Here is a 26839-nt window from a genome sequence, read left to right as displayed (position 1 = left end):
TTGACCCTTTATCTCGAACGTATGGGCTGGGGTCCACCCCATAGAAGTACGGCTGTGACCTAGCCGACACCGAGGAATCAAAAAAAACTTTCCGGAAGGGGTTGTATCCGCCGCCGAGGTTTGCGAGTCTCTACATGGCGATCGGGACGGCCCGCAACACCGGCCTCCAGTGAGAGCCAGAATCCCTCCTCAAATCCAGGACCACACCAGTTCATCTGGCCGTCGGCCCTTCACTTGGGGGGGATTCGTGAAAGCGTTCACATTCACAAGCAACTTGCATGCAACACCAAGGAGAGGTAGCAGCCATGGACTGGCGTCACAACGCCGTTTGTCGTGAGGAAGACCCCGAGCTGTTCTTCCCCATCGGCAACACCGGTCCTGCGCTGCTGCAGATCGAGGAAGCCAAGGCCGTCTGCCGACGCTGCCCCGTGATGGAGCAGTGCCTGCAGTGGGCGCTCGAGTCCGGCCAGGACTCCGGCGTCTGGGGTGGCCTCAGCGAGGACGAGCGCCGCGCGATGAAGCGCCGCGCCGCCCGTAACCGGGCGCGGAACGCCAGCGCCTGAGCACCGCCACCGCGCCTCCCGAGTAGCAGCGCGCAGCAGTAACCCAAAGCGTTCGAGCCCCGGACCGTGACGAAACGGTCCGGGGCTCGCTGCTGTTCACATGCACGGCGCTGTTCACATGCACGGCGCTGTCCCCACGGGCGGCGCTGTCCCCACGGGCGGCGCTGTCCCTGCGGGCAGGGCTGTCGCCACGCGCGGGGCTCGGGCGGGGCTGCCCTCCGTGGGAGGGGCCGCCCCCCCTGGGCGGGCGGCTCACTTATGCGGGCGCACCGGGATGTCGAGGACGACGCGCGTCCCGCGCTCCGGGGCCGGGCGCATGTCGAACGTGCCGCCCAACTCCCCCTCCACCAGCGTCCGTACGATCTGCAGCCCCAGATTCCCGGTGCGCTGCGGGTCGAAGCCCTCCGGCAGCCCGCGGCCGTCGTCCTGGACGGTGATCAGCAGCCGGGGCTCCACCGCGCGCGCGTCGCCCCGCACCGCCGTGACCTCGACCGTGCCGTGCCCGGCCGGGGCGAAGGCGTGCTCCAGGGCGTTCTGCAGAACCTCGGTGAGCACCATCGACAGCGGCGTGGCGACCTCGGCGTCGAGGATGCCGAAGCGGCCGTTGCGGCGGCAGTCGACCTTGCCCGGGGAGATCTCCGCGACCATCGAGATCACCCGGTCCGCGATGTCGTCGAACTCGACCCGCTCGTCGAGGTTCTGCGAGAGCGTCTCGTGCACGATGGCGATCGAGCCCACCCGGCGCACCGCCTCGTTGAGCGCCTCGCGCCCCTGGTCCGAGTCCATCCGGCGGGCCTGGAGGCGCAGCAGCGCGGCGACCGTCTGGAGGTTGTTCTTCACCCGGTGGTGGATCTCCCGGATGGTGGCGTCCTTGGTGATCAACTCGCGTTCGCGGCGACGCAGTTCGGTGACGTCGCGGAGCAGGACGAGGGAACCGATGCGGGAGCCCTTGGGCTTGAGGGGGATGGCGCGCAGCTGGATGACGCCGCCGTTGCCCTCGACCTCCGTCTCGCGCGGCGCGTAGCCGCTGGCCAGCTTGACGAGGGCCTCGTCGACCGGGCCGCGGGAGGGGGCCAGTTCGGCCGTGACATGGCCGAGGTGCTGGCCGACCAGGTCCGCGGCGAGGCCGAGGCGGTGGTACGCGGAGAGTGCGTTGGGCGAGGCGTACTGGACGACGCCGTCCGCGTCGAGCCTGATCAGGCCGTCACCGGCGCGCGGCGACGCGTCCATGTCGACCTGCTGCTCCGGGAAGGGGAAGCTGCCTGCGGCGATCATCTGGGCGAGGTCGGAGGCCGACTGGAGGTAGGTGAGCTCCAGCCGCGACGGGGTGCGGACGGTGAGCAGATTGGTGTTGCGGGCGATCACGCCGAGTACGCGGCCCTCGCGGCGTACGGGGATCGACTCGACCCGTACGGGGACCTCCTCGCGCCACTCCGGGTCGCCCTCACGCACGATCCGGCCCTCGTCCAGGGCGGCGTCCAGCAGCGGCCGGCGGCCGCGCGGAACGAGATGGCCGACCATGTCGTCCTGGTAGGAGGTGGGCCCGGTGTTGGGGCGCATCTGGGCGACCGAGACATAGCGGGTACCGTCGTGGGTAGGGACCCACAGCACGAGGTCGGCGAAGGAGAGGTCGGAGAGCAGCTGCCACTCCGAGACCAGCAGATGGAGCCAGTCCAGGTCGGACTCGCTCAGAGCGGTGTGCTGGCGTACGAGGTCGTTCATGGACGGCACATCTGTGAGCGTACCTGTGCGGTTGAACCTGGTGCTTTACCGGTCCGTGGTGGAGGATGGACCAGGAACTCCATGTCACATGTGGATGGACATCCGAGAATGGTCTAGTCCACAATGCTTGAGTAAAGACTTCCGCCCTCCCCGCACAGGAGGGCGGGACCGAGGCACCGGCGCTCTCTGCCCTGACTGCGCCGAAGCCTCGCCTGCGGCCGCGGGAACCGCACACCCTCGGCCGTTGCAACTCCGGGCTGCGGTGCCGGACGGGTTGAGGGTCCCGTCCTGGCGCCGCGGCCCGCGGGTGTTTTCGGGGGTGCCGCCGGCCGTGCCGCCGGCCGCTACCGGGCCCCGTCACCTTCGTCAGGGCTCGGGGAGCGTCCGGGCCCCGACCGCGGGCGATCGTCACCTCGTACGCGAGGAACTGCAGCCAGGACGTCGGTGAGGTCCGGCTTCGCGCCGTGCGTCGCGGTCGTCGACATGGAGGCGAGGCCGCACGGGCAGCCCCACGCGGATCTCCAGGAGGTACTTGGCGTACAGCGCGGCGTTGCCGGACGTGCCGCGCGCGGTCAGCGGCACGAACCGCGGCCCGCGTGCGGCGACGGCCTCCGCAACCGCGCGGATCGGCGGCGCGCCCCGTTCCAGGATCCGGCGGAGCATCGCGGGCTGCTCCGCCATCTCCCCCGCCGCGATCCGGCCAGGCTCGTCGCTCATGGACCCGAGTCGACCAGGGATCCGGGCGGCCCGCCGGCCGTGCGGCGGGACCATGGGTTCTAGGGCCCGATTCTGCTAGATTGGTCTATACCACCGTACCCGACTCCCCTTTCCCACTCCTCCCAGATCGGCAGGCCCAGCGTGGAAGTTGTCATCGTCCAGGACGCCAAGGCAGGCGGCGAACTCATCGCGGAGGCCGTCGCCGGCCTGCTGCGCCGCAAGCCCGACGCTCTGCTCGGCGTGGCCACCGGCTCGACCCCGCTGCCCGTCTACGACGCACTGACCGCCAAGGTCCGCTCCGGCGCGGTGGACGTCTCACGTGCCCGGATCGCCCAGCTCGACGAGTACGTCGGGCTGCCCGCGGGCCACCCCGAGTCGTACCGCTCCACCGTGCTCCGCCAGGTCGTAAAGCCTCTCGGGCTGAGCCCGGACTCCTTCATGGGTCCCGACGGCACAGCCGAGGACGTCCAGGCGGCCTGCGAGGCGTACGAAACGGCGCTCGCCGAGGCGGGCGGCGTGGACCTCCAGATCCTCGGCATCGGCACGGACGGGCACATCGGCTTCAACGAGCCGTGCTCGTCGCTCGCCTCCCGCACCCGCATCAAGACGCTCACCGAGCAGACCCGGATCGACAACGCCCGCTTCTTCGACGGCCGTCTCGACCAGGTGCCCCACCACGTCATCACACAGGGCATAGGCACCATCCTGGAGGCCCGCCACCTGGTGCTCCTCGCCACCGGCGAGGGCAAGGCCGAGGCCGTCGCACAGACCGTCGAGGGCCCGGTCGCCGCCCTCGTGCCGGCCTCGGCGCTCCAACTGCACCCGCACGCCACGGTCGTCGTCGACGAGGCCGCCGCGTCCAAGCTGAAGCTCGCCGACTACTTCCGCCACACATACGCCCACAAGCCCTCCTGGCAAGGGCTGTAGGCCGGTACGACCACGTCTCACCGGGTACGCACCGAAACGGCGGAGGGGCCGGGCACGTCATGTGCCCGGCCCCTCCGCCGCGTGCGCTCACACGCCGGCGACGACCTCCGCCGCCGCGATCCCGCACACCCGCGCCGCGCCGTGCGTCGCGATGTGCAGGGCCCCGCGCGGTGGAGCCTGGTTCAGGCCCATCTCCACCACGACCGTGCCGGGGCGTGCGGCGAGCAGCCCGTCAAGCGCCTCCCTCATCCAGGCGTGACGGTGCGCGTCGCGCACGACGGCCACGATCAGGCGGTCTCCCGCCGCTCGCAGCACGTCCTCGACGGCGGCGTCCGCGCCGTGGTTCCCCGTACGGGTGCCCGGCAGGAGCCGCTCCAGTTCCGCGGCGACGCCCCACGGGGTCTCGTCGCCGACGGCGATGTTGGCGACGGGTGTGAAAGACGCCACGTACGGCGCTCCCGTCGGCCGTGTGTACGGCTCCTCCCCGGGCGTCACGCGCAGTGCGCGGCGTGCCGCCACCAGACCCACGCCGGCGCCGGGCGCGGTCCCCTCCTGCTCAGCCGCGCCCGGCTCCGAAACGGCCCCCCTGACCCGGTGCGCCTGGGTCCAGGACGCGAGGGCGCGTACCCGCGCCGCCGCGTCGGCCAGCCGCTCCTCGGGCAGTTCGCCGGTCCGTACCGCCTCCACCAGCGCGTCGCGCAGGCGCAGTACGGTCTCCTCGTCCGCCAGGCCGCCGCCGACGCAGACGGCGTCGGCGCCCGCCGCGATCGCGAGGACGGAGCCGCGCTCGATCCCGTACGTCGACGCGATGGCCCGCATCTCCACGCCGTCGGTGACGATCAGGCCCTCGTAGCCCAGCTCCTGGCGCAGCAGTCCGGTGAGGATCCGCGGGCTCAGGGTGGCGGGGCGATCGGGGTCGAGCGCGGGCAGCAGGATATGCGCGCTCATCACCGATTTGGAACCCGCCGCGATGGCCGCGCGGAAAGGTGCCAGCTCACGGGCGTGCAGTGTGTCCGGATCCACATCGATACGGGGCATCGCGTGGTGCGAGTCCACGTTCGTGTCGCCATGCCCGGGGAAGTGCTTGGTGCACGCGACGACACCGGCGGACTGCATGCCCTCGATGTACGCCACGGTGTGCCGGGCGACCAGCCGGGGGTCGGCGCCGAAGGACCGCACTCCGATGACCGGATTGTCCGGGTTGGAGTTGACGTCGGCGGACGGTGCCCAGTTGAAGTCCACGCCGCAGGCGGCGAGGCGGCGGCCGAGCTCGTGGGCGACGGCCCGGGTCAGCTCGGTGTCGTCGACGGTGCCGAGGGCGTGGTTGCCGGGGAAGGAGGAGCCGGTGCGCACCTCCAGGCGGGTGACGTCGCCGCCCTCCTCGTCGATGGCGACGAGGACGTCGTCCCGCTCGGCCCGCAGCCGGGCCGTGAGCGCGGTCAGCTGCTCGGGGGTGGCGATGTTGCGGCCGAACAGGCCGACGGAGGAGAGACCCTCGCCGATGCGGCGCAGCAGCCAGTCGGGCGCCGTGGTGCCCACGAAGCCGGGCTGGAGGACGGTGAGCGCGTCGCGGGTGAGGGTGTCGGACGAGCCTCGTACGAGTGTCGTCATGAGGTGGCGTTATCCCTTCACAGCGCCGGAGGTGAGGCCCGCCGCCATCTTCTTCTGGATGAACATGAAGAAGGCGACGACCGGGATGGCGATCAGCGTCGACGCGGCCATGAGTGCGCCGTAGTCGACTCCTCGCTCGGTGGTGAAGCTCATCAGCCAGACGTTGAGCGTGTACTTGTCGTTGTCCTGGAGCACGACGTACGCGAGGAGGTACTCGTTCCAGGCGTTGATCAGCGAGTAGATGGAGGCGGCGGCGAGGCCGGGGGCGAGCAGCGGGAAGACGACCCGCCAGAAGGCGCCCATCTGGCTGCATCCGTCCACCATCGCGGACTCCTCCAGCTCCTTGGGGATGTTGACCACGAAGCCACGGATCATCCAGGTCGCGAAGGGCAGCGTGGAGACCAGATAGATGATCGTCACGCCCCAGTACTCATTGAGCGCGCCCAGGTCGTTGAGCTGGAGGTAGATCGGGATGAGCATCGCGGTCGGCGGCAGCAGCTGGACCAGGATCAGGACGATCATGAAGCCCTTGCGCCCGGCGAACCGGAAGCGGCCGATGGCGTAGGCGGCGATGGTGGCCATCAGCATGGCGCCCACGACCGCGGTGAGGCAGATGATCAGGCTGGACTTGATGGCCGTGCCGAAGTTGGGGAAGTTCACGGCCCGGACGAAGTTGTCGAAGGTGACCGACGACGGCCACAGCGTCTGGTCGTAGCTGCGGATCTCGTGGTTCGGGCGCAGGGCGCTGATCACCAGCCAGTAGACCGGGAAGATCATGACCGCGAAGGTCAGCAGCCCGAGGGCGTTGTAGACGTGCCGGCTTTTCTTCTTGCGGTCCGCCCGGACGGCCTTCGGGGTGGAGGTGGTGGTGCTCACTCGACCTCTCCGATCTTCAGGAGCTGGCGCAGGTAGTACACGGCGACGCCGGAGAGCAGGAGCACCGTGATCAGCGAGATGGCGGCGCCCTGGCTGAACGAGTTGGACTCGAACGCCTTGTTGAAGGCGTAGAGGCCGAGGACCTCGTACTCGGGCTCCGGTTTGCCGCCGCGGATGAGCCAGACCTGGCCGAGGACGTTGAAGTCCCAGATCACCGAGAGGGTCGCGACCATCTGGAAGACCGGCTTGATCACCGGGAAGACGACATAGCGGAAGTTCCCGAACGCGCCGACGCCGTCGAGGGCGGCGGCCTCCTCCAGCTCTCTGGGGACCTGGGTGAGGGCGGCGTACAGGGTGATCGCCACGAAGGGGATGGCGCCCCACACGACCACCGCGCCGATGACGAGGAAGCCCTGCTTGTGGTCGAGGAACCAGTTGTGGCCCTGGAAGTCCAGGCCCAGATACTCGGTCAGCACCATGTTCACGACGCCGTAGTCGGAGTCGGAGAACCAGCGGAAGATCGAGGCGGCCACCATCAGCGGGATGGACCAGGCGGCGATCAGCGCGCCGGTGACCAGCAGCCGAGCCCAGGTGGACATCCGCTGCATGAGCAGGGCGACGGCGAGGCCGAGGGCCAGCGTCGCGATCACGCAGGCGATCATGAAGACGACGGTCAGGACCACCGAGTCCCAGAACGCGGTGTCGCCGAGGATTTCGGTGAACTGGTCGAAACCCACCCAGGGGGCGGGGTCGCCGGTCCACAGCTCCTTCCGTCCGACGTCCTGGAAGGACATGATCGTCGTCTTGACCAGCGGCCAGACGAAGACGGCCGCGATGGCGACGATCGTGGGGGCGATCAGCAGATACGGCAGGAGCGCGCCACGACCGCGGGCCGCCGGGTTCCTCCCGCCCGGACTGCCGCCTGGCCCGCTCTTCCGCGCGGCCTTCTCGGATGTGGCCGTCCCGTCACCGGGCGGCGGGGAGCCGGCCACGTCGGGGTGCCGCGGATCGGGCACCGCCGGGTCGGCCGACCGGGGGTCCGGGGGATTGCCCCCGGGCGTCTGCAGCATGTCGGCGGCACTCACTGTGCTGGACCTTCCGTTTCGACAGACCGGTACCGGAGTGCGGGGGCGGCGCCGCGTCGTGCCGGGTGCGCCGCCCCCGCCGGGTGATCAGGAGAGGGTCAGGACTTCTCGTTGATCAGCTTGTCGATCTCCGCGTCGGCCTTCTTGGTCGCTTCCTCGACCGACTTGCCCTTGATGATGTCGAGCAGCATCAGCTCGAGCACCTCGGACTTCTCGACCGCTGTCCAGCCGGGCGCGATCGGGGTGAACCAGGCGTCGGGCACGGCGTTGGCGATCGGAGCGGTCTCCGGCTTGGCCTTCAGCGGCTCCAGCTGCTTGGTGTTGTTCGGCAGGATGTTCTTGGAGGCGAGGACCTCCTGGGACTTCTCACTGGTGAACAGCGAGATCCACTCCTGGCCGAGGTCCTGGACCTTGGACTTGGAGATGGTGGCGAGGTCCGAGCCGCCGATGAAGGACGGGAGCGGCTTGCCGTTCGGGCCTGGCATGCCGGCCGTGACGATCTTGCCCTCGAGCTTGGGGTTGCCGTTCGCCTGTGAGTCGACGACGCTGCCGGCCTCCCAGCCGTTGCCGTAGAGAAGGGCGGCCTTCTCGTTGGCCATGACGTTGGCGTGGTCCTGCTCGTCCTTGGTCTTGTCTCCGTGGTTGTACTTGCCGACCAGGTCGATGAAGTGCTTGATGCCCTGCCGCGCCTCGGGCGTGGAGAGGCCGGCCTTCCACTCCTTCTTGCCCTCGTCGTAGGTGGCGACCTGGCCGCCGTAGGCGGCGACGTAGGAGAGGGCGGCGTACCAGTAGCGGCCGGGCAGGTAGAGCGGCGAGAACGCCTTGTCCTTGCCGTACTCGGCCTGGATCTTGTCCAGGGCGGCGGTCAGCTCGGCCTCGGTGCCCGGCAGGGCGTCGGAGCCCGTGCCGGCCTTGAACATGTCCTTGTTGTAGATGGCCACGCGCGCGCCGGCGTAGTAGGGCACGCAGTAGAGCTTGCCCTCGAAGGTGCAGGTGTCCTTGAGGCCCTTGATCCAGGTGCCGGAGGTCTCGTACTTCTTCTCGTCGATCTCGCCGAGGGCGCCGTTGAGTATGTACGTCATGGTCTCGGTGTTGCCGAGTTCTACGACGTCCGGGAACTTGTCGCCGGCGAGGGCCGCGTCCAGCTTCTTGGCCTTGTCGCCCCACTGCTGGTACTGAACGTTGACCTTGACGCCGGGGTACTTCTTGTTGAACTGGGCGTTGACGTCCTTGACGAGCTCCGGCCAGGTGCTCTGGGCGTCGCTCATCAGCCAGACCGTCAGCGTCTCCTTGCGGTCCTTGGGGTCCGCCGCTGAGTCGCCCCCACCGGTGTTGTCACCACAGGCCGTGACCGAGGCCGCCATCGCGGCCACACCCATCGCAGCAATGAGCTTGCGCTTCACGCCACCCTCCTCACAGGGATGAACGAGTTTCCCCCCACCGCCCGGGAGCCGCGCCGTACTGGGAAGTGCGCTCGAACTCTGCCCGTGGGGCTGGGACCTGGTCTTTAATGGTTTAGACCAGTACCGGGAGCTTGGCCTAGACCTTTAAGGGTGTCAAGGGTGTATAAGAAGGGCTGTCGCGTCCGTTACCGGACCGACACCCGAGGAGGGGCGACGACCCGTGACCGGTCCGTGCCACCATGTGAGCCGCGACAGACGGAGGAGCCGGTGACGGCAGCAACACAGGAGTCGGAGAGGCAGGCCATGGCCACGGACAGTGGCGGTACGGAGACCGGGAACACGACGCCGCCCGAGAACGGGACGGCGACCCGCACGGCTCGCGTGCCGAAGTACTACCGGCTCAAGCGGCACTTGCTCGAGTTGACCGAGACGATGCCCCCCGGCACCCCCGTACCGCCGGAGCGCACCCTCGCCACCGAGTTCGACACCTCGCGCACCACCGTGCGCCAGGCCCTCCAGGAGCTGGTCGTCGAGGGCCGGCTGGAGCGGATCCAGGGCAAGGGCACCTTCGTGGCCAAGCCCAAGGTGTCGCAGGCCCTCCAGCTCACCTCGTACACCGAGGACATGCGCGCGCAGGGCCTGGAGCCGACCTCCCAGCTGCTGGACATCGGCTACGTCACCGCGGACGACACGCTCGCGGGACTGCTCGACATCCAGCCGGGCGGGCGCGTCCTGCGCATCGAACGGCTCCGCCTCGCGAGCGGTGAGCCGATGGCCATCGAGACGACCCATCTGTCGGCCAAGCGCTTCCCGGCGCTGCGCCGTTCACTGGTGAAGTACACGTCCCTATACACGGCGCTGGCCGAGGTGTACGACGTGCGGCCGGCCGAGGCCGAGGAGACCATCGAGACGTCGCTGGCCTCGCCGCGCGAGGCGGGGCTGCTCGGTACGGACGTGGGCCTGCCGATGCTGATGCTCTCGCGCCACTCGGTCGACGAGAACGGCGCCCCGGTGGAGTGGGTGCGGTCGGTCTACCGCGGCGACCGCTACAAGTTCGTGGCCAGGCTCAAGCGCCCGGCCACCGACTAGGTGGTGTCCGTCAACCTCTGTAGTCCCAACTGCCGCTGCAGTCACGCCTTTGCCGAGCGGCTGCTTCCCTGGGGCGGGGCCGTCCCCTAGATTCGCCGCATCACGGTTGATCACGAGGGGACGGTACCCGCCGTATGCCAGAAGTGACGCAAGAGAGACAACCGGTCGTCACACCCGTCCGGGTGGTGATCGCGCTCTGCCTGGTCGCCCCGTTCGTCGCGATGCTCTGGGTGAGCTCCTACGCCCGGGTCGAGCCGGTGTTCATCGGCATCCCGTTCTTCTACTGGTACCAGATGCTGTGGGTCGTGGTGTCCACGGCGCTGACGATGGTCGCCTACCGGCTCTGGCACCGTGACCAGCGCGGTCGCGCCGCGCGCGACGGGGGTGCGGACCGATGAAGGACGGTGTCAACGGCGTCGCGCTCGGCGTCTTCGTCTTCTTCTTCCTGCTCGTCACGGTCCTGGGCTTCATGGCCGCGCGCTGGCGCAGGGCCGAGAACGAGAACAGCCTGGACGAATGGGGCCTGGGCGGCCGCTCGTTCGGCACCTGGGTCACCTGGTTCCTGCTCGGCGGCGACCTCTACACGGCGTACACGTTCGTCGCCGTCCCCGCGGCCATCTACGCGGCGGGCGCGGCCGGCTTCTTCGCCGTGCCGTACACGATCCTCGTCTACCCGCTGATCTTCACCTTCCTGCCGCGCCTGTGGTCGGTCTCGCACAAGCACGGATACGTCACCACCTCCGACTTCGTCCGCGGCCGCTGGGGCTCCAAGGGCCTGTCGCTGGCGGTCGCCGTCACCGGCATCCTCGCCACCATGCCGTACATCGCGCTGCAACTCGTCGGCATCCAGGCCGTGCTGGACGTGATGGGCGTCGGCGGCGGCGAGTCGACGCACTGGTTCGTCCGCGACCTTCCGCTGCTCATCGCCTTCGGTGTCCTCGCCGCGTACACATACTCCTCCGGGCTGCGCGCCCCCGCGCTTATCGCGTTCGTCAAGGACACCCTGATCTACATCGTCATCGCGGTGGCGATCATCTACATCCCCATCAAGCTGGGCGGCTTCGACGCCGTCTTCGGCGCGGCGAGCGACAAGTTCACCAGCACGGGCAAGGGCGCCCTCGTCCCGGGCGAGGCGGGCCAGTGGACGTACGCCACGCTGGCGTTCGGCTCGGCGCTGGCACTGTTCATGTACCCGCACTCGATCACGGCGACGCTGTCGTCCGGCAGCCGTGATGTGATCCGCCGCAACACCACGATCCTGCCGCTGTACTCGGTGATGCTGGGTCTGCTGGCGTTCCTCGGCTTCATGGCGATCGCCGCCGGGGTCGATGTGCAGAACGGCCAGCTGGCCATCCCACAGCTCTTCGAGAACATGTTCCCGGACTGGTTCGCGGGCGTCGCCTTCGCCGCGATCGGCATCGGAGCGCTGGTGCCGGCGGCCATCATGTCCATCGCAGCGGCGAACCTCTTCACCCGCAACATCTACAAGGACTTCCTGAAGCCGGACGCCACCCCGGCGCAGGAGACCAAGGTGTCCAAGCTGGTGTCGCTGCTGGTGAAGGTGGGCGCGCTGGCGTTCGTCCTGACGCTGGACAAGACCGTCGCCATCAACTTCCAGCTGCTGGGCGGCATCTGGATCCTCCAGACCTTCCCCGCGCTGGTCGGCGGCCTGTTCACCCGCTGGTTCCACCGCTGGGCGCTGCTCGGCGGCTGGGCGGTCGGCATGGTGTACGGCACGTGGACCGCGTACAACGTCGCGAGCCCCGCGCAGAAGCACTTCGGCGGCTCCTCCGCCGCGATCCCGGGCATCGGCGAGATCGGCTACATCGGGCTCACCGCGTTCGTGCTGAACCTGCTGGTCACGATCGTCCTGACGTTCGTCCTGCGGGCGGTCAGGGCACCGGAGGGCGTCGACGAGACATCCCCGTCGGACTACACCGCCGACGCGGGCGACCCGGGCGTCAGGCAGGACCTCCCGAAGGTCGGCGCCGGCCACTGACGGGCAGCCGCGAAGGCGGCGAGGGCCGCCGTACGTCCCGGTCGTCCGGGATCGTACGGCGGCCCTCGCCGTACGGGTCAGCGCACCCAGTCCTTCAGCTGCTCGGTCCGCAGCGTGATACCGACCGGGTCCGGCAATGCGATCTCCTTGCCGAACGGGACCGTGTGGGCGCTCTCGTAGCGGACACCGTCCGGCCCACTGAAGACCGTCACCTCGCAGCTGTCCCGGTCGATCAGCAGATAGACCGGAATGCCGGTCTCGGCGTAGGCGCGCGGCTTCTCCACCCTGGCGCGCTGATCGGTGTCCACGTCGTACGACGTCACCTCGACAGCCATCAGGACGGGGCTCGGGTCGGCCCACTCACCCTGACCGACGAAGGCACCGCTCGGAGCCAGCGAACCGTCCGGTCGGGCACGGCCGAGCCGGTACTCCTGGATCCTGAGCCCCTGCTCGGCGTAGAGCCACAGCTCGGGGCGCGACTGCATGCAGATGCGCGTCAGCCACTCGATGATCCGTCCGTGGTCCCCGTCGGGCACTGCCCTGCTCCTGATCCTGCCGTCGATGAGTTCGACACGCATGTGCATGGGCCGGGACTTCCCGGCGAGTATGCGCGTGCTCTCGTCGAAATCCTCGGGGCGGACGTGGAACCGATCCGTGATCTCCAGCAGCTCGGGCGTGGTCATGGGGACCTCCTTCCCTCGTCGTCCGACGATAGCGGAGACGACTGACGGCGGGGTCGGCTCCCGTCGGGCAGACTGCCTCCCCATGGACTTCACGATCCGAGGAATACGCCCCGAGGAGCACCAAGCGCTCGGGGAGATCAGTGCCCGGGCCTATCTCGACGGCGGGCTGCTGACGTACGGCGAGGACGACAGCTACCTGGACGTGCTCCGGGACGTGGGGCGGCGCGCCGCCGAGGCCGAGGTGCTGGTCGCCGTCGACGCGGACGGGACCGTGCTCGGCGGTGTGACGTTCGTGCCCGGCGGCGGCCCGTGGGCGGACATCGCGGAGCCCGGCGAGGCCGAGTTCCGGGTGCTGGCCGTCTCGGCCGCCGCGCGCGGCCGGGGCGTGGGCGAGGCGCTCGTCCACGCCTGCGCGGACCGGGCGCGTGCGCTCGACGGGTGCGTACGGCTCGTCCTGTCCGTCCTCGGCGTCGCGACGGCCGCCCGCGCGCTGTACGAGCGGATGGGTTTCGTGCGGACCCCGCACCGTGACTGGGACCCTCTGGAGGGCGTTCTGCTGCTTGCCTACGAGCTGACGCTCTGACACGCGGCCACTACATGTGGGGGGTGCCGCATCAGGCGCCCCCCACATGTATGCTCATGCTCGCTGTCGCGCAGGGGAATCCGGTGAGAATCCGGAACTGTCCCGCAACGGTGTGATCGGTGTACTTTCGCGCACCCGCAGTCCGATGACCTGCCGTCAGTGCGCCCGGACCGTCCGGCCCGGGTGCCCCAGACGTCCGGGCCTCGCGGAATGGGCCGGTGGACGCGGTCACGCACGCCCCGATGCCGCCTGGCGGCGCGTGCCCCGCTCCCCCGCCGCCTGCCCGCAGGGCCCCGAGCCGAGCGAGGGAGAGCCCCACCGTGACCATCGCGCCTGCGGATCCGGCCTCAGCCACCGAAGTCGACGCGCCCGGAACCGCCAGCCCGTCTCCCACCACCGCCCTCAGCGGAGGCGCTTCGGGCCGCGGTGCCGATCTGCTGCGGACCCTGACCGACCTCACCGCGGACCTGCCCGACGCCGACCCCGGCCGGGTCGCCGCCGCCGCCCTGCGCGGCCGGCACGCCGGGTCGGACGAGGCGGAACTGCGGGAGCTCGCCACCGAGGCCGCCGCCGGTCTGATCTCCGAGGACCCGGTGTACTCGCGGCTCGCCGCCCGGCTGTTGGCCCGGACCATCGCGGAGGAGGCCGCGGGCCAGGGCGCGGTGGCGTTCTCGGCGTCCGTGGCCGTAGGCCACCGCGAGGGGCTCATCGCGGACCGTACGGCCGCGTTCGTACAGCTCCACGCGGACCGCCTCGACGCACTGACCGACCCGGCGGCCGACGACCGCTTCGGCTACTTCGGGCTGCGCACGCTCTACTCGCGTTATCTGCTGCGCCACCCGATCACCCGGAAGGTCGTGGAGACCCCGCAGCAGTTCATGCTGCGCGTGGCCTGCGGGCTCGCGGAGGACGACAGCGTACGGGCCGTGGCGGAGGTCGAGGCGCTGTACGGGCTGATGAGCCGGCTCGACTACCTGCCCTCGTCCCCCACCCTGTTCAACTCCGGCACCCGCCACCCACAGATGTCGTCCTGCTACCTGCTGGACTCGCCGCAGGACGAGCTGGACTCCATCTACGACCGCTACCACCAGGTCGCGCGGCTCTCGAAGCACGCGGGCGGCATCGGCCTGTCGTACTCGCGCATCCGCGCCCGCGGTTCGCTGATCCGCGGCACCAACGGCCACTCCAACGGCATCGTGCCGTTCCTGAAGACCCTCGACGCGTCGGTCGCCGCCGTCAACCAGGGCGGCCGCCGCAAGGGAGCCGCCGCGGTCTACCTGGAGACCTGGCACGCGGACATCGAGGAGTTCCTGGAGCTCCGCGACAACACTGGCGAGGACGCCCGGCGTACGCACAACCTGAACCTGGCGCACTGGATCCCGGACGAGTTCATGCGCCGCGTCAACGCCGACGCCGAGTGGTCGCTCTTCTCACCCGCGGACGTGCCCGAGCTGGTCGACCTGTGGGGCGAGGAGTTCGACGCCGCCTACCGGGCCGCCGAGGCCAGGGGCCTGGCCCGCAGGACGATGCCGGCCCGCGACCTGTACGGCCGGATGATGCGTACGCTCGCGCAGACCGGCAACGGCTGGATGACGTTCAAGGACGCCGCCAACCGCACCGCCAACCAGACCGCCGAGCCCGGCCACACGGTCCACTCCTCGAATCTCTGCACGGAGATCCTGGAGGTCACGGACGACGGGGAGACCGCGGTCTGCAACCTGGGGTCGGTGAACCTGGGCGCCTTCGTCGACACTGCGACCGGCGACATCGACTGGGAGCGGCTCGACGAGACCGTGCGCACCGCCGTAACCTTCCTCGACCGGGTCGTGGACATCAACTTCTACCCGACCGAGCAGGCCGGCCGCTCCAACGCCCGCTGGCGCCCGGTGGGCCTGGGCGCGATGGGCCTCCAGGACGTCTTCTTCAAGCTGCGGCTGCCGTTCGACTCCCCCGAGGCCCGCACCCTGTCGACCCGGATCGCCGAGCGGATCATGCTCGCCGCGTACGAGGCGTCCGCCGACCTCGCCGAGCGCAGCGGCCCGCTGCCCGCCTGGGACAAGACCCGCACCGCCCGCGGCGTCCTGCACCCGGATCACTACGACGTGGAGCTGACCTGGCCGGAGCGGTGGGCGGCGCTGCGCGCCCGCATCGCGACGACCGGCATGCGCAATTCGCTCCTCCTCGCGATCGCCCCGACCGCGACGATCGCCTCGATCGCGGGCGTCTACGAGTGCATCGAGCCGCAGGTGTCGAACCTGTTCAAGCGCGAGACGCTTTCCGGCGAGTTCCTCCAGGTCAACTCGTACCTGGTGGAGGAGCTGAAGAAGCTCGGCGTGTGGGACGCGCAGACCCGTGAGGCGCTGCGCGAGTCGAACGGCTCGGTGCAGGGCTTCACCTGGGTCCCGGCCGACGTCAGGCAGCTGTACCGCACGGCGTGGGAGATCCCGCAGCGCGGCCTGATCGACATGGCGGCCGCCCGCACCCCGTTCCTGGACCAGTCGCAGTCGCTGAACCTGTTCCTGGAGACGCCGACCATCGGCAAGCTGTCGTCGATGTACGCGTACGCCTGGAAGCAGGGCCTGAAGACGACGTACTACCTGCGGTCCCGCCCGGCGACCCGCATCGCCCGCGCGGCGTCGGGCACGGCCACGGCCGCCGCCCCCATCCCCGTACAGCAGGCGGCACCCGACACGGACGCCGTGGCCTGCTCCCTTGAGAACCCCGAGTCCTGCGAGGCCTGCCAGTAATGAGCACCACCCGTAACACCAACCTCCTCGACCCGGGCTTCGAGCTGACCCTGCGTCCGATGCGCTACCCGGACTTCTACGACCGCTACCGGGACGCCATCAAGAACACCTGGACCGTCGAGGAGGTCGACCTCCACTCGGACGTCGCCGACCTCGCCAAGCTCACCCCAGGTGAGCAGCACATGATCGGCCGCCTTGTCGCCTTCTTCGCGACCGGTGACTCGATCGTCGCCAACAACCTCGTGCTGACGCTCTACAAGCACATCAACTCCCCCGAGGCGCGGCTGTATCTCTCGCGTCAGCTGTTCGAGGAGGCCGTGCACGTCCAGTTCTATCTGACGCTGCTCGACACCTACCTCCCCGACCCGGAGGACCGTGCCGCCGCGTTCGCCGCCGTGGAGAACATCCCCTCCATCCGCGAGAAGGCGCAGTTCTGCTTCCGCTGGATGGACTCGGTCGAGAAGATCGATCGCCTGGAGACACAGGCCGACCGCCGCCGCTTCCTGCTCAACCTGATCTGCTTCGCCGCGTGCATCGAGGGCCTGTTCTTCTACGGTGCCTTCGCCTACGTGTACTGGTTCCGGTCCCGCGGCCTGCTGCACGGCCTGGCCACCGGCACCAACTGGGTGTTCCGTGACGAGACCATGCACATGAACTTCGCCTTCGAGGTCGTGGACACCGTCCGCAAGGAGGAGCCCGAGCTCTTCGACGACGACCTCCGGCAGCAGGTCACCGACATGCTGAAGGAGGCCGTCGAGGCCGAGCTGCAGTTCGGCCGCGACCTGTGCGGCGACGGCCTGCCGGGCATGAACACCGAGTCGATGCGCGAGTACCTCCAGTGCGTCGCCGACCAGCGCCTCCAGCGGCTGGGCTTCGCCCCGGTGTACGGCTCGGAGAACCCGTTCGCGTTCATGGAGCTCCAGGGCGTCCAGGAGCTGACGAACTTCTTCGAGCGCCGCCCGTCCGCCTACCAGGTGGCCGTCGAGGGCACGGTGGACCTGGACGAGGACTTCTAGGGGATCGGACGTTCCGCCCCGGCATGCGGGAAGGGGCGGGGCGGGGAAACCCGCCCCGCCCCTTCGCCCTGGCGCCCGGAAGGACGCCTGTCAGTCGTTGGGGACGACCGGGTAGCGGGGCGTGCCCTCGGCCATCTGCCGCAGGGCGTCCTTGCGGTCCCGCTTCGACAGGCGGTCGATGTACAGATACCCGTACAGGTGGTCGGTCTCGTGCTGGAGGCAGCGGGCGAAGTAGCCCGTGCCGCGCACCTTGATCGGGTTGCCCTTCACATCCTGGCCGCGCACCACCGCGTGGTCGGGGCGGGCCAGCGAGGCGTAGGCGGTGGGGACGGAGAGGCAGCCCTCGTTGGAGTCGTCCAGGACGCGCTGCTCCGGGGCGAGCTCCTCCAGGACCGGGTTGCAGACGACGCCGGTGTGACGCCTGCCCTCGTCGTCCGGGCAGTCGTAGACGAAGACCTTCAGGTCGACGCCGATCTGGTTGGCGGCGAGGCCCACGCCCTCCGCCGTGCGCTGGCTGGCGAACATGTCGTCGACCAGCCGGGCCAGCTCGTCGTCGAACTCGGTGACGTCCTTGCACTCCTTGTGCAGCACCGGGTTGCCGACGACCGTGATCGGACGCGACGTGCCGCGCTCGCGGTACGCCTGCTCGCGCTCCTCGCAGTGCTCCGTGTCGACGACGAAGCCCTCGTCGTCCACGGGGAGGGCGTCGAAGCCCTGCTGGTCCGTCTCCTGCTGCGCCATGTCCGCTCTCGCGCCTTCCTGAGTACCCGTTGCGATGTGCCCGTACAGCCTACGGGGCCGCGCTGACGGGCATCAGCAGACTTCTTCCAGATCCCGCCACTCCCGGTTGTCCGGGCTGTCCGCGACCCAGCCGTCCAGCAGCCCCCGGACCAGCCCGGCGGGCGCGGCGATGCCGCACTCGCGCTCCGGCACCCACAGGTCGCCGGCGGTGCGGTGGCCGAGCGGGCCCGGGTGGCCCGGCTCGCTGTGGTCGTGCGGGTCGAGGTGCTCGCCGTCGCCCTCGGCGCTGGGCATCCGGGACTCGGAGCAGGCACGGCAGAGCAGCCGCACGGACGACGACCAGTCCTCCGCGGCGAACCCGGCGTCGGCGGCGAGCTGTTCCAGGGCGTCCCGGTCTGCCTCGGTCGCGGCCTCCAGGAGCACCACCCAGGTCGGTACGGGTGAGGGAGCCCACAGCTCGATCTCGTCGAACACGGGGAAGCTGTGCCCGGACGCGGTGGTGCGCTCACCGTTGGGGACCCCGTCGTGGAGGACGACCTCGCCCCAGCGGCGCCCGGACGACGGCAGCGGGATGGACAGCACCTCGATACGGGCCGGGTCGAGCCTGCGGCCCCACACCACCTCGGCCTCGCCCTCCGGCGACAGCCGCACGGCGGCGCTGCCCAGCTCCATACCGGTCGGTTCCCCGCCGGGCGCGGAGCCACCGGGCACCTTCAGGCCGTACGCCTGCCAGGCACGGCGGGCCAGCGGCCAGTCCTGGAGTGCGGTGGCGGCGATGCCGACGTTCCACCAGTCGGGCGCCCCGGTCTCCTTGTCCAGCAGCGCGACGGCGCGCAGGCCGGCGGCGCGGGCCTGCTCCCAGTCGTGCCGGAACTTGTGCAGCAGGGCGAGGTTGAACCAGGACTCCGACAGCCAGGGCTCCAGGTCCGCCGCACGCGTCAGCAGCGCGCCCGCGTCCTCGTACCGCCCGTCCCCGATCAGCGTGAACGCGCGGTCGGTGGCCTGCCGCCACGAGGCGGAGGGCCGATGCCGTACCTTCCCGAAGATCCTCACGATTCCCGCCTACCGGTCACTGAAGGTCACTGCCCCCGGACACCCTCTTGTTGGCATCCAACCATGCCCGGTCGCACGCCCGCTCATTACCCATCGGTTACCCCGGCACCCGCCCCTCGACGCCGCCGCGGGCGAGGACTCCGACGAGCGATTCCACCACCGCGGGATGGTAGTCGCGGGCCGTGCCGAGCCTGAGGTGCTCCAGAGCCCGGAGCCCGCCCTGGGCGCTTTCCCCGGAGAGGTCGTCGTAAGCGTTGACGGCGCGGACGATCCGTGCGGCCAGGGGCTGTTCGTAGTACGGGTCCGCCTGCCGCTCCACGACGACGGCGACGGCGGCCGGGACGCCGGTCCGGCGGACCACGGCGCCGCCGAGGAGGGCGATACGGCGCTGTTCGGCGGCCGGGAGGAGGGCGGTGGCGCCCTCCGGGACGGGGTCGACGAGGGACAGCTGCCCGATGTCGTGCATGAGCGCCGCGTACTCCAGGACGGTCAGGTCCTCGCCCGCCAGACCGAGCTCCCTGCCGACGGCCCGGCTGAGCGCCGCGACGCGGTGGGCGTGGCCGGGCGGGGTGTACCCGGCGACCTCGGTGGCGCGGGCGAGAGACGCGATGGTCTGCCGGTAGGTGCGGCGCACGGCGGCGTAGCGGCGGAACGCCAGCTGGGTGAGCAGGAGCGGTACGCAGAGGACGGGCAGCGCCCACAGTCCGGCGACGGCCACGGCCAGGGCCATGACGGCGCCGCTCGCGCACACGGCGGATCCGACGCCGGGGAGGGCGCGCAGCTCGTCGCGGAGGAGCGGGCCGTACGGGTACCCGGTGCGGGCGCGCAGGAGGAGCGCGGCGAGGACGGCGTCGCACAGGGCGGTCAGGGCGAGGATCAGCAGCAGGTACAGCACGTGCCGGGGGGCGGCGGCCGTGCGCAGCGGCTGGAAGCAGACCGCGGCGAACGAGACGGTGAGGACCCGCCGGGCCATCTGGTCCGGATCGGGTCCCCGCCCGAGCGCCACATGCGGTACGGCGCCGACGAGCGCGCCGGCGACGACGACGGCGACGACCTGCGGCACACCGTGCTCGGCGGTCTCCCCGGCCGACTTTCCCAGCAGCGCGTAGGCCAGGGCCCCGGCGGCGCCGAGCGGCGCGGGTTCCCGCTCGCCGGGCCGTGCGCCCCAGCGGGCCAGCTCGCCGACGGCTATCAGCAGCCCGAACGCCAGCGCGATCCCGGGCTGGGCGAGCCCGTGCCAGAGCGTCCACCCGAGGGACGCGGCGGTGAGCGCGGCGGCGGCCGCTTGGACGAGGAGGACGGTACGGGGCGGCCGGAGCGCGGGCGCGGCGCTCACCGCGCGCCGCCCGGGGCGGCGGGGTCACGGTCCGGCGCGGGGCCGGTGGCCCGGTCGGTGGCCGGGGCGGTGGCCGGGGCGGTGGCCGGATCGGGGGTCGGATCGGGGGTCGGATCGGGGGTCGGATCGGGGGTCGGGGCGGGGGTCGGGGCGGGGGTCGGATCGGGGGTCGGGGCGGTGGCCGGGGCCTGGTCGGCGGTGGTGTCCGGCGCCTGGTCGGGGGTGGGGCGGGACGGGGGGACGGTCGCGTTCGGGGTGGTGGGGAGGTGGGCCTCGTCGGAGGTGACCGCCGTCTGCCAGCCGTGCTGGGTGAGGGCCCCGGTGAGGGCCCGGACCATGGCGGGGTCGAAGTGGGTGCCGGCGCAGCGGTCCAGTTCGGCGAGGGCGGTTCCGACGGGGCGGGCGCGGCTGTAGGAACGGGTGGAGGTCATGGCGTCGAACGCGTCCGCGACGGCGACGACCCGCGCGAACTCCGGGATCTCGGAGCCACGGAGCCCGTACGGGTAGCCCTTGCCGTCGAGCCGCTCGTGGTGGTGGAGGATCGCGGTGCGCGCCTCGCCGAGGAAGCCGATGCCGCGCACCATCTCGTGTCCGTATTCGGGGTGGAGCTCGATGATCCGGCGCTCTTCGGGCGTCAGGGGGCCGTTCTTGCGGAGCACGCGCGTGGGGACGCCCAGTTTGCCGACGTCGTGGAGTGTGCCGGCGAAGCGGAGTATCTCCAGACGGGCCTCGTCCATGCCGAGTTCGCGGCCGATCATGACGGATGCCCGGCCGACGCGTTCGCTGTGGCCGCGCGTATAGGTGTCCTTGAGGTCGACGGCCTGGACGAGGGCGCGGATGGTCGCCTGGTGGGCGGCGCGCTCTCGGTGGTACTGGGTGAACACCCAGCTGGTGACATACATCGGCAGGATCACGAAGAGCGCGGCCGGCCAGCCGTACGGGCTGCGCCACAGCACCGCCATCATGAGCCCGACGAGCCCGTGCACGGCGTGCGAGCCGAGCGAGCGGGCCAGGAGACCGCGCCAGGCCGTGTGCGGCGGTACGCTCCCCCGCTTCCTGAAGGGCGCGGGAGGTACCCCCACGGCGGCGGCGCGGATGCCGCCGTCGAGGGCGGTGAGGACGACGCAGAAGGTGAGGACCGCCGCGCCGGCGGGCAGCAGCGCGTACGGGAAGTCGGGTGGGTGCGCCCCGTCAGGTCCGGTGCGTCCGGGGCCGCCGAGGGCGGCGGGCCCGTCGAGGAGGGTGGCGGCGTGGGCGGCCGCCCAGGCGGCGACGGCCAGTTCGGCGGCCCGCCAGACGCGCCGCAGCCGGGCGGCGGGCCGCTGCTCGACACGGGAGACGAGCGCTCCCGGCACGGCGGCGAGCGCGGCGGCGGAGGGCGGCAGCAGCAGCACGGCGGCCAGCAGCACGGGGAAGAAGGACCCGGAGCCGACCGGCGGGGGGCCGCCCGTGGCGCGGCCCACGAGGAAGCAGCGGGCGGGGCACTCGCAGAACGCGTACAGCCCGGCGAGCAGTGCCAGTGCGCCCCACGGGGTCGCGGCCCCGGGCGCGAGCGCGGGGAACGCGCAGGCGGCGGCGCCCAGCACGGCGCCCGTGATGTACGCGCGCGCCGCTCCCGGAATCCCCGCCACCGCTCTCCCGCCTCCCGTTCGGCCTGCCGAGCGCCTGGCTGGCCAGGCTAACGAGCCGGTACGGAGCGGGCGGCGGGACAGAACCGATTAGCACCTTCGGGTGACGGAGGGGGTGGCCATGTGTGCGGACAGGGGAACGGGGCACCGCCGCGGTGCCCCGTTCCCCTCCCCGTCACGTACCGGTGTCGTCCGTGCCGCTGTCACTCCTGGGTGGCGGCCGTGACGTCGTGGTCGGGGACGGTCTCCCCGGACCGGATCAGCTCGATCCGCCCCATGACCTTGGCGCGCAGGTCGCTCGGTACGTCGTCATGCCCGCAGCACCGCTTGACGAGCTTCTTCACGGCCTGCTCCAGCCCGTACTTCTCCAGGCACGGGGAGCACTCCTCGAAGTGCGTCTCGAACTTGGTGCAGTCGCTGTCGGGCATCTCGTGGTCGAGGAACTCGTAGAGGTGGTCCAGGACCTCCGAGCAGTCCGTCTCATGCGGCTCTCCGCAGCTCATGAGCCCGAGCCCTTCCGATCGTTCGTCGACTCTCCGGCGCCCGCGGGGACCAGTCCGCGGTCGCGGGCGTAATCCTCGAGCATCCCGCGCAGCTGGCGGCGCCCACGATGCAGTCGGGACATGACCGTGCCGATGGGCGTTCCCATGATGTCCGCGATCTCCTTGTACGCAAAGCCCTCGACATCGGCCAGATACACGGCGATGCGGAATTCCTCCGGAATGGCCTGGAGGGCCGACTTCACATCGGAGTCCGGGAGGCGGTCCAGGGCCTGGGACTCGGCGGACCGCAGACCGGTCGACATATGGGACTCGGCCCGGGCGAGCTGCCAGTCCTCGATCTCCTCGGCCGCGCTGCGCTGAGGCTCGCGCTGCTTCTTGCGGTACGAGTTGATGAACGTGTTAGTGAGGATCCGGTACAGCCACGCCTTGAGGTTGGTGCCCTCGCGGAACTGGTGGAACGAGCCGTACGCCTTGGCGAACGTCTCCTGCACCAGGTCCTCGGCGTCCGCCGGGTTCCGTGTCATCCGAAGGGCGGCCGAGTACATCTGGTCGAGGTAACCGAGGGCGTCCCGCTCGAAGCGCGCGTTGCGCTCGCCGTCCGTCTCCTCGGGGCCGTCGTTGGTCCCCCTGTCGGTCCCAGTGACCGGACCCACCTCCTCTCTCGCCGCGGCGAGACCGAGTGCGGACCCGCTCGAATCGGAGGATAGTCGACCGTCGGTCGACCGTCCCTGTCGATTCTTTTCGCCTGTCATCCGCACAGAGCCGGTCGTGGGCCCGGACAGCACGGTCCAGTCCAGCTCAGCGGTGTGCGACCGGTTCGGGCAGATGGTCGAACCCATGCGGCGGACTCCCTCTCCTGGCTCTGTCTGTCTGTTCTGTCGGTCGTTACCGACGCACACTGACAACAGCGGGGGTCCACCGCGCATTCCCGTTCACCCGGAAAGCGACCCGAGCCACTTCGCGACCCCGTCGGTGATCACCCGGAGGGCGTCCTCCTGGCTGACGGTGGCCCGTTTCGGTACGGCGAACCCGTGATCCGCCCAGGCCACTTCCACGAGCGCGTGGTCGCCGCGCGGGAACTCGGCGGGCTTCCCGAAGGAGTCGTTGCCGCCCTGGACGACGAGCGTGGGCAGGCCCGTGCCGAGCAGTTCGTCCGCGCGTGACTTCTCCGGCCTGCCCGGAGGGTGCAGCGGGAAGGACAGCGCGAGGACGGCGTGGGCGCCCAGGTCCCGGGCGGTACGGCAGGCGACCCGGGCCCCTGCGCTGCGCCCGCCCGCGACGACGGGCAGGCCGGGAGCGCGCAGGGCGGGCCACAGGTCGCGCCAGGCGGCGTCCAGGGTCCTGGGCGCGGGCGCGAGCTTCTTGCCGGCGACGCGCCAGGGCTGTTCGACGAGCGCGACGGTGGTCGCGGCGGCGCGGGGCAGCTGAGCGGCCAGGGCCTGCAGGTCGCGTGCCTCGACGCCGCCCCCGGCGCCGTGGCCGAGCGCGACGACGAGCCGGGCGTCGGGACCGGCGGCGTACCAGGTGATCCGGGCGTCGCCGGCGCCGGTGGGGATGATCTCGGTCTGTGTCACATGGCCATCCTCGCGCGCGTGGGGCCAGAATCCGGTCAGAAGAGGGTGCTCTCCTCCGGGGCGTCGAGCTCCGTGAGCAGCTCGGGCCCGTTGTTGCGGACATTGCTGACCGCCGTCGTGACCGGGTAGGCCCGCATCAGGCCATCGGGAGGCGGGGCGAGCAGTCCGCGCAGCTCGTCCACGTCGGTGCGGGCCGGGTCGAGCCAGGCGTCCCAGCGGTCCGGGGTGAGCATCAGCGGCATCCGCGGGTGGATGTCGGCGAGCGAGCGCGGGCCCTCGGCGGGGGCCACACCGAGGGGGCCCTGCTCCGCGTCGGTGGTGATCACCGAGCAGGTGGCCCACCAGGCGGAGGGGTGGTCGGGCGGCAGCGTCGGGTCGCGCCAGAACTCGTAGAGGCCTGCCATGGCGAAGACGGAGCCGTCGGCGGGGGTCACGAAGTAGGGCTGCTTACGGGCCCGCTTCTTCTTCCCCTCGACCTCCAGCTCGCGCTCGGCGGTGCCGGTGACCCACTCGTAGTAGCCGTCGGCGGGGAGGATGCAGCGGCGGGCCGTGAAGGCCCGGCGGAAGGCGGGCTTCTCATGGACGGTCTCCGCCCGGGCGTTGATCATCCTGGCGGCGCCCTCCGGGTTCTTGGCCCAGGACGGTACGAGTCCCCACTTCAGGGTGCGCAGCTGGCGAACCGGCCGGGGTGTGGCGGCGTCTTTGAGAGGACGGTCGAGTACCGCGTACACCTCTTTTGTCGGGGCGACGTTCCAGTCGGGGTCCAGGGCCTCCTTGGGCTCCCACTTCTCTATCCCGAAGACTCCCGCGAGGTCCTCGGGCTTTCGACTGGCCGCGTAACGTCCGCACATACTGTCCCACCCTGCCATGTCCCAGTGTCCCCCGAGGAGCCGTCAGCCACATGGCCACCACCGAGATTCTGTCCGACGTCCTGGGCACCCAGCCCGCCCCGGAGGTGTGGCTGGTCGTCGTGACCGCCGTCGCCGCGCTGGCGGTGACGGCGCCCCGGCCCGTGTGGCGGCTGGCCCGCAACGCCATCACGATCGCCCACGAGGGCGGCCACGGCCTGATCGCGCTGGTCACCGGACGCCGGCTGGAGGGCATCCGGCTGCACTCGGACACCAGCGGGCTGACCGTGAGCCGCGGGAAGCCCACCGGCATAGGCATGATCCTCACGGCCGCCGCCGGCTACACGGCGCCGTCGCTGCTGGGGCTCGGCGGGGCGTCGCTGCTGGCCGCGCACCGGATCACGCTGCTGCTCTGGGTGGCGACCGCGCTGCTGCTCGTCATGCTGGTGATGATCCGCAACGCCTACGGAGCACTGACGGTCGTGGTGACGGGCGGCGCCTTCCTGCTGGTGTCCTGGCTGACCGCGCCGGAGGTGCAGGCGGCGTTCGCGTACAGCGCGGTGTGGTTCCTGCTGCTCGGCGGGGTACGGCCGGTCTTCGAGCTCCAGGCGAAGCGGCGGCGCGGGGAGGCGCGGGACTCGGACGCCGATCAGCTCGCCCGGCTCACCCACGTACCGCCGGCACTCTGGCTCTTTCTCTTCCACGCCGTGTCGCTCTGCTCACTGATCGGCGGTGGCCGCTGGCTGCTCGGTCTGTGACCTGCTCGGCCCACTAAAGTGAAGGGCATGACCGAAACCCCCGCGCACCTTGACCTCTGGCCCGCCCCGCACGCGAGCGGAGCGGTCGACGCGACCGTCGCCGTGCCCGGTTCCAAGTCGGTCACCAACCGCGCTCTGGTGCTGGCCGCGCTGGCGTCCGAGCCCGGCTGGCTGCGCCGCCCGCTGCGGTCGCGGGACACGCTGCTGATGGCGGAGGCGCTGCGCACGCTGGGCGTCGGCATCGAGGAGACGGTGTCGTCCAGCTCGTCCGCGACGGGTGGCCCGGACGGTACGGGCGAGGCGTGGCGGGTGATTCCGGCCGGGCTGCACGGCCCCGCCTCGGTCGACGTGGGCAACGCCGGCACGGTCATGCGTTTCCTGCCGCCGGTGGCGGCCCTCGCGGACGGGCCGGTCCACTTCGACGGCGACCCCCGTTCGTACGAGCGCCCGCTGCACGGTGTGATCGACGCCCTGCGGGTGCTGGGCGCCCGGATCGACGACGGTGGGCGCGGCGCCCTGCCGATGACCGTGCACGGCGGCGGCGCCCTGGACGGCGGCAAGGTCGACATCGACGCCTCCTCGTCGTCGCAGTTCGTCAGCGCGCTGCTGCTTTCGGCGCCGCGCTTCAACCAGGGCGTCGAGGTACGGCACACGGGGCCCCGGCTGCCCTCGATGCCGCACATCCGGATGACCGTCGACATGCTGCGGGCGGTGGGCGCCCAGGTCGACGAGCCGGAGACGGGCGGCGAGCCGAACGTGTGGCGGGTCTCCCCGTCCGCGCTGCTCGGCCGTGACCTGGTCATCGAGCCGGATCTGTCGAACGCCCAGCCCTTCCTGGCGGCTGCCCTGGTCACCGGCGGCCGGGTCACCGTCCCCGACTGGCCGGAGCGGACGACCCAGCCCGGGGACGCCCTGCGGGAGATCTTCACCGAGATGGGTGGCTCCTGCGAGCTGACTGAGGCCGGTCTCACCTTCACCGGTTCGGGTCGGATCCACGGTATCGATGTGGACCTCGGCGAGGTGGGCGAGCTGACCCCCGGCATCGCGGCCGTCGCCGCCCTCGCCGACTCCCCGTCGACGCTGCGTGGGGTCGCGCACCTGCGGCTCCACGAGACGGACCGGCTGGCCGCCCTGACCAAGGAGATCAACGAGCTCGGCGGCGATGTCACCGAGACCGCGGACGGGCTGCACATCCGGCCCCGCCCGCTGCACGGCGGCGTGTTCCACACGTACGACGACCACCGGATGGCGACGGCCGGCGCGCTCATCGGCCTCGCCGTCGAGGGGGTACGCGTCGAGAACGTGGCGACGACCGCCAAGACCCTGCCCGACTTCCCGCAGATGTGGACCGAGATGCTCGCGATCGAGGCCTGAAAG

Annotated in this window: 24 protein-coding genes, 1 pseudogene and 1 riboswitch; of the genes and pseudogenes, 10 read left to right on the top strand and 15 right to left on the bottom strand. The window is 70.9% G+C overall.

From position 1 onward, the window contains the following. Nucleotides 1-305 precede the first annotated feature (305 nt). Complete coding sequence (locus FVS66_RS29765) at nucleotides 306-563, top strand: WhiB family transcriptional regulator (protein ID WP_003953983.1); 258 nt, start codon at nucleotides 306-308, stop codon at nucleotides 561-563. A 252-nt stretch (nucleotides 564-815) separates the two neighbouring features. On the opposite strand, the gene FVS66_RS29760 is transcribed toward FVS66_RS29765, so the two are convergent. Together FVS66_RS29760 and FVS66_RS29755 are read right to left on the bottom strand one after the other, a co-directional pair. Then, the gene (locus tag FVS66_RS29760; protein ID WP_149184388.1) at nucleotides 816-2285 is read right to left on the bottom strand and encodes a PAS domain-containing sensor histidine kinase; all 1470 of its coding nucleotides are present in this window, start codon (nucleotides 2283-2285) and stop codon (nucleotides 816-818) included. Nucleotides 2286-2719: 434 nt separating this feature from the next. Continuing rightward, nucleotides 2720-3002 (bottom strand): annotated as a pseudogene (locus tag FVS66_RS29755) (glucosamine-6-phosphate deaminase); the annotation flags it as partial. A 141-nt stretch (nucleotides 3003-3143) separates the two neighbouring features. On the opposite strand from FVS66_RS29755, the gene nagB reads away from it, so the two are divergent. Next, nucleotides 3144-3929, top strand: coding sequence for a glucosamine-6-phosphate deaminase (gene nagB, locus FVS66_RS29750; protein ID WP_149184342.1), 786 nt, complete (start codon nucleotides 3144-3146; stop codon nucleotides 3927-3929). A gap of 87 nt (nucleotides 3930-4016) precedes the next feature. Here nagB and FVS66_RS29745 read toward each other — a convergent pair whose 3' ends face one another. The 4 genes from FVS66_RS29745 to FVS66_RS29730 all read right to left on the bottom strand — a co-directional run bounded on the left by FVS66_RS29745 (nucleotide 4017) and on the right by FVS66_RS29730 (nucleotide 8904). Then, nucleotides 4017-5540, bottom strand: a complete 1524-nt coding sequence (locus tag FVS66_RS29745) for a glycoside hydrolase family 3 protein (protein ID WP_149184341.1) — start codon at nucleotides 5538-5540, stop codon at nucleotides 4017-4019. A gap of 9 nt (nucleotides 5541-5549) precedes the next feature. Continuing rightward, complete coding sequence (locus tag FVS66_RS29740; RefSeq protein ID WP_149184340.1) at nucleotides 5550-6416, bottom strand: carbohydrate ABC transporter permease; 867 nt, start codon at nucleotides 6414-6416, stop codon at nucleotides 5550-5552. Then, nucleotides 6413-7486: a carbohydrate ABC transporter permease gene (locus FVS66_RS29735; protein WP_187645751.1), complete on the bottom strand. Its 1074-nt coding sequence runs from the start codon at nucleotides 7484-7486 to the stop codon at nucleotides 6413-6415. The genes FVS66_RS29740 and FVS66_RS29735 overlap by 4 nt, the downstream gene beginning before the upstream one ends. Nucleotides 7487-7599: 113 nt before the next feature. After that, nucleotides 7600-8904 (bottom strand): sugar ABC transporter substrate-binding protein, encoded by a 1305-nt coding sequence (locus FVS66_RS29730; protein ID WP_149184338.1) that lies wholly within the window; start codon nucleotides 8902-8904, stop codon nucleotides 7600-7602. Nucleotides 8905-9207: 303 nt separating this feature from the next. Between FVS66_RS29730 and FVS66_RS29725 the strand changes: the two genes are divergently transcribed. The 3 genes from FVS66_RS29725 to mctP all read left to right on the top strand — a co-directional run bounded on the left by FVS66_RS29725 (nucleotide 9208) and on the right by mctP (nucleotide 11992). Beyond that, a complete protein-coding gene (locus tag FVS66_RS29725; protein ID WP_149184387.1) occupies nucleotides 9208-9993 on the top strand; it encodes a GntR family transcriptional regulator in 786 nt (261 codons plus the stop codon). 134 nt (nucleotides 9994-10127) lie between these two features. Next, complete coding sequence (locus FVS66_RS29720; protein ID WP_149184337.1) at nucleotides 10128-10391, top strand: DUF3311 domain-containing protein; 264 nt, start codon at nucleotides 10128-10130, stop codon at nucleotides 10389-10391. Further along, nucleotides 10388-11992, top strand: a complete 1605-nt coding sequence (gene mctP / locus FVS66_RS29715; RefSeq protein ID WP_149184336.1) for a monocarboxylate uptake permease MctP — start codon at nucleotides 10388-10390, stop codon at nucleotides 11990-11992. Before FVS66_RS29720 ends, mctP begins: the two co-directional genes overlap by 4 nt. A 77-nt stretch (nucleotides 11993-12069) precedes the next feature. Here mctP and FVS66_RS29710 read toward each other — a convergent pair whose 3' ends face one another. Further along, a complete protein-coding gene (locus FVS66_RS29710) occupies nucleotides 12070-12675 on the bottom strand; it encodes a Uma2 family endonuclease (RefSeq protein ID WP_149184335.1) in 606 nt (201 codons plus the stop codon). Nucleotides 12676-12757: 82 nt separating this feature from the next. Between FVS66_RS29710 and FVS66_RS29705 the strand changes: the two genes are divergently transcribed. The 3 genes from FVS66_RS29705 to FVS66_RS29695 all read left to right on the top strand — a co-directional run bounded on the left by FVS66_RS29705 (nucleotide 12758) and on the right by FVS66_RS29695 (nucleotide 17021). Beyond that, nucleotides 12758-13258: a GNAT family N-acetyltransferase gene (locus FVS66_RS29705; RefSeq protein ID WP_149184334.1), complete on the top strand. Its 501-nt coding sequence runs from the start codon at nucleotides 12758-12760 to the stop codon at nucleotides 13256-13258. A gap of 43 nt (nucleotides 13259-13301) precedes the next feature. Next, a riboswitch (cobalamin riboswitch) is annotated at nucleotides 13302-13431 on the top strand. A 147-nt stretch (nucleotides 13432-13578) separates the two neighbouring features. Then, entirely contained in the window at nucleotides 13579-16005 is a 2427-nt protein-coding gene (locus tag FVS66_RS29700) for a ribonucleoside-diphosphate reductase subunit alpha (RefSeq protein ID WP_149184333.1), read from the top strand. Continuing rightward, on the top strand, nucleotides 16005-17021 hold the full coding sequence (locus tag FVS66_RS29695) for a ribonucleotide-diphosphate reductase subunit beta (RefSeq protein ID WP_149184332.1): 1017 nt from the start codon (nucleotides 16005-16007) through the stop codon (nucleotides 17019-17021). Before FVS66_RS29700 ends, FVS66_RS29695 begins: the two co-directional genes overlap by 1 nt. A 90-nt stretch (nucleotides 17022-17111) precedes the next feature. Here FVS66_RS29695 and def read toward each other — a convergent pair whose 3' ends face one another. From def to FVS66_RS29655, 8 genes are all read right to left on the bottom strand, one after another. Then, entirely contained in the window at nucleotides 17112-17762 is a 651-nt protein-coding gene (def, locus tag FVS66_RS29690) for a peptide deformylase (RefSeq protein ID WP_149184331.1), read from the bottom strand. A 72-nt stretch (nucleotides 17763-17834) separates the two neighbouring features. Then, nucleotides 17835-18815, bottom strand: a complete 981-nt coding sequence (locus FVS66_RS29685; RefSeq protein ID WP_149184330.1) for a hypothetical protein — start codon at nucleotides 18813-18815, stop codon at nucleotides 17835-17837. Nucleotides 18816-18912: 97 nt separating this feature from the next. Continuing rightward, nucleotides 18913-20151 (bottom strand): HD domain-containing protein, encoded by a 1239-nt coding sequence (locus FVS66_RS29680; protein ID WP_149184329.1) that lies wholly within the window; start codon nucleotides 20149-20151, stop codon nucleotides 18913-18915. Next, nucleotides 20148-21782: an HD-GYP domain-containing protein gene (locus tag FVS66_RS29675; protein WP_149184328.1), complete on the bottom strand. Its 1635-nt coding sequence runs from the start codon at nucleotides 21780-21782 to the stop codon at nucleotides 20148-20150. Before FVS66_RS29675 ends, FVS66_RS29680 begins: the two co-directional genes overlap by 4 nt. A gap of 200 nt (nucleotides 21783-21982) precedes the next feature. Next, nucleotides 21983-22282, bottom strand: coding sequence for a mycothiol system anti-sigma-R factor (rsrA, locus tag FVS66_RS29670; RefSeq protein ID WP_149184327.1), 300 nt, complete (start codon nucleotides 22280-22282; stop codon nucleotides 21983-21985). After that, nucleotides 22279-22935, bottom strand: coding sequence for a sigma-70 family RNA polymerase sigma factor (locus FVS66_RS29665; protein WP_187645750.1), 657 nt, complete (start codon nucleotides 22933-22935; stop codon nucleotides 22279-22281). The genes rsrA and FVS66_RS29665 overlap by 4 nt, the downstream gene beginning before the upstream one ends. A 279-nt stretch (nucleotides 22936-23214) precedes the next feature. Continuing rightward, on the bottom strand, nucleotides 23215-23856 hold the full coding sequence (locus FVS66_RS29660; protein WP_149184325.1) for an alpha/beta family hydrolase: 642 nt from the start codon (nucleotides 23854-23856) through the stop codon (nucleotides 23215-23217). 35 nt (nucleotides 23857-23891) lie between these two features. Beyond that, on the bottom strand, nucleotides 23892-24707 hold the full coding sequence (locus FVS66_RS29655) for an SOS response-associated peptidase (RefSeq protein ID WP_149184324.1): 816 nt from the start codon (nucleotides 24705-24707) through the stop codon (nucleotides 23892-23894). Between the two features lie 50 nt (nucleotides 24708-24757). Here FVS66_RS29655 and FVS66_RS29650 point away from each other — a divergent pair, with 50 nt between their 5' ends. Beyond that, the gene (locus FVS66_RS29650) at nucleotides 24758-25462 is read left to right on the top strand and encodes a M50 family metallopeptidase (RefSeq protein ID WP_149184323.1); all 705 of its coding nucleotides are present in this window, start codon (nucleotides 24758-24760) and stop codon (nucleotides 25460-25462) included. Nucleotides 25463-25489: 27 nt separating this feature from the next. Continuing rightward, nucleotides 25490-26836 (top strand): 3-phosphoshikimate 1-carboxyvinyltransferase, encoded by a 1347-nt coding sequence (aroA, locus tag FVS66_RS29645; RefSeq protein WP_149184322.1) that lies wholly within the window; start codon nucleotides 25490-25492, stop codon nucleotides 26834-26836. Nucleotides 26837-26839 lie beyond the last annotated feature (3 nt).

It is taken from the genome of Streptomyces sp. TRM49041, assembly GCF_008271805.1.
Classification (GTDB): Bacteria; Actinomycetota; Actinomycetes; order Streptomycetales; family Streptomycetaceae; genus Streptomyces.
This window is presented reverse-complemented; position numbering and strand designations above follow the sequence as displayed.

Excerpts from the sequence above, each read along its gene's own strand:
- FVS66_RS29695 (WP_149184332.1), top strand. The coding sequence starts at position 16,005 with ATGAGCACCACCCGTAACACCAACCTCCTCGACCCGGGCTTCGAGCTG.
- FVS66_RS29720 (WP_149184337.1), top strand. The coding sequence starts at position 10,128 with ATGCCAGAAGTGACGCAAGAGAGACAACCGGTCGTCACACCCGTCCGG.
- FVS66_RS29710 (WP_149184335.1), bottom strand. The coding sequence starts at position 12,675 with ATGACCACGCCCGAGCTGCTGGAGATCACGGATCGGTTCCACGTCCGC.
- FVS66_RS29650 (WP_149184323.1), top strand. The coding sequence starts at position 24,758 with ATGGCCACCACCGAGATTCTGTCCGACGTCCTGGGCACCCAGCCCGCC.
- def (WP_149184331.1), bottom strand. The coding sequence starts at position 17,762 with ATGGCGCAGCAGGAGACGGACCAGCAGGGCTTCGACGCCCTCCCCGTG.
- aroA (WP_149184322.1), top strand. The coding sequence starts at position 25,490 with ATGACCGAAACCCCCGCGCACCTTGACCTCTGGCCCGCCCCGCACGCG.
- FVS66_RS29725 (WP_149184387.1), top strand. The coding sequence starts at position 9,208 with ATGGCCACGGACAGTGGCGGTACGGAGACCGGGAACACGACGCCGCCC.
- FVS66_RS29705 (WP_149184334.1), top strand. The coding sequence starts at position 12,758 with ATGGACTTCACGATCCGAGGAATACGCCCCGAGGAGCACCAAGCGCTC.
- FVS66_RS29760 (WP_149184388.1), bottom strand. The coding sequence starts at position 2,285 with ATGAACGACCTCGTACGCCAGCACACCGCTCTGAGCGAGTCCGACCTG.
- FVS66_RS29735 (WP_187645751.1), bottom strand. The coding sequence starts at position 7,486 with ATGCTGCAGACGCCCGGGGGCAATCCCCCGGACCCCCGGTCGGCCGAC.
- mctP (WP_149184336.1), top strand. The coding sequence starts at position 10,388 with ATGAAGGACGGTGTCAACGGCGTCGCGCTCGGCGTCTTCGTCTTCTTC.
- FVS66_RS29745 (WP_149184341.1), bottom strand. The coding sequence starts at position 5,540 with ATGACGACACTCGTACGAGGCTCGTCCGACACCCTCACCCGCGACGCG.
- FVS66_RS29655 (WP_149184324.1), bottom strand. The coding sequence starts at position 24,707 with ATGTGCGGACGTTACGCGGCCAGTCGAAAGCCCGAGGACCTCGCGGGA.
- rsrA (WP_149184327.1), bottom strand. The coding sequence starts at position 22,282 with ATGAGCTGCGGAGAGCCGCATGAGACGGACTGCTCGGAGGTCCTGGAC.
- FVS66_RS29765 (WP_003953983.1), top strand. The coding sequence starts at position 306 with ATGGACTGGCGTCACAACGCCGTTTGTCGTGAGGAAGACCCCGAGCTG.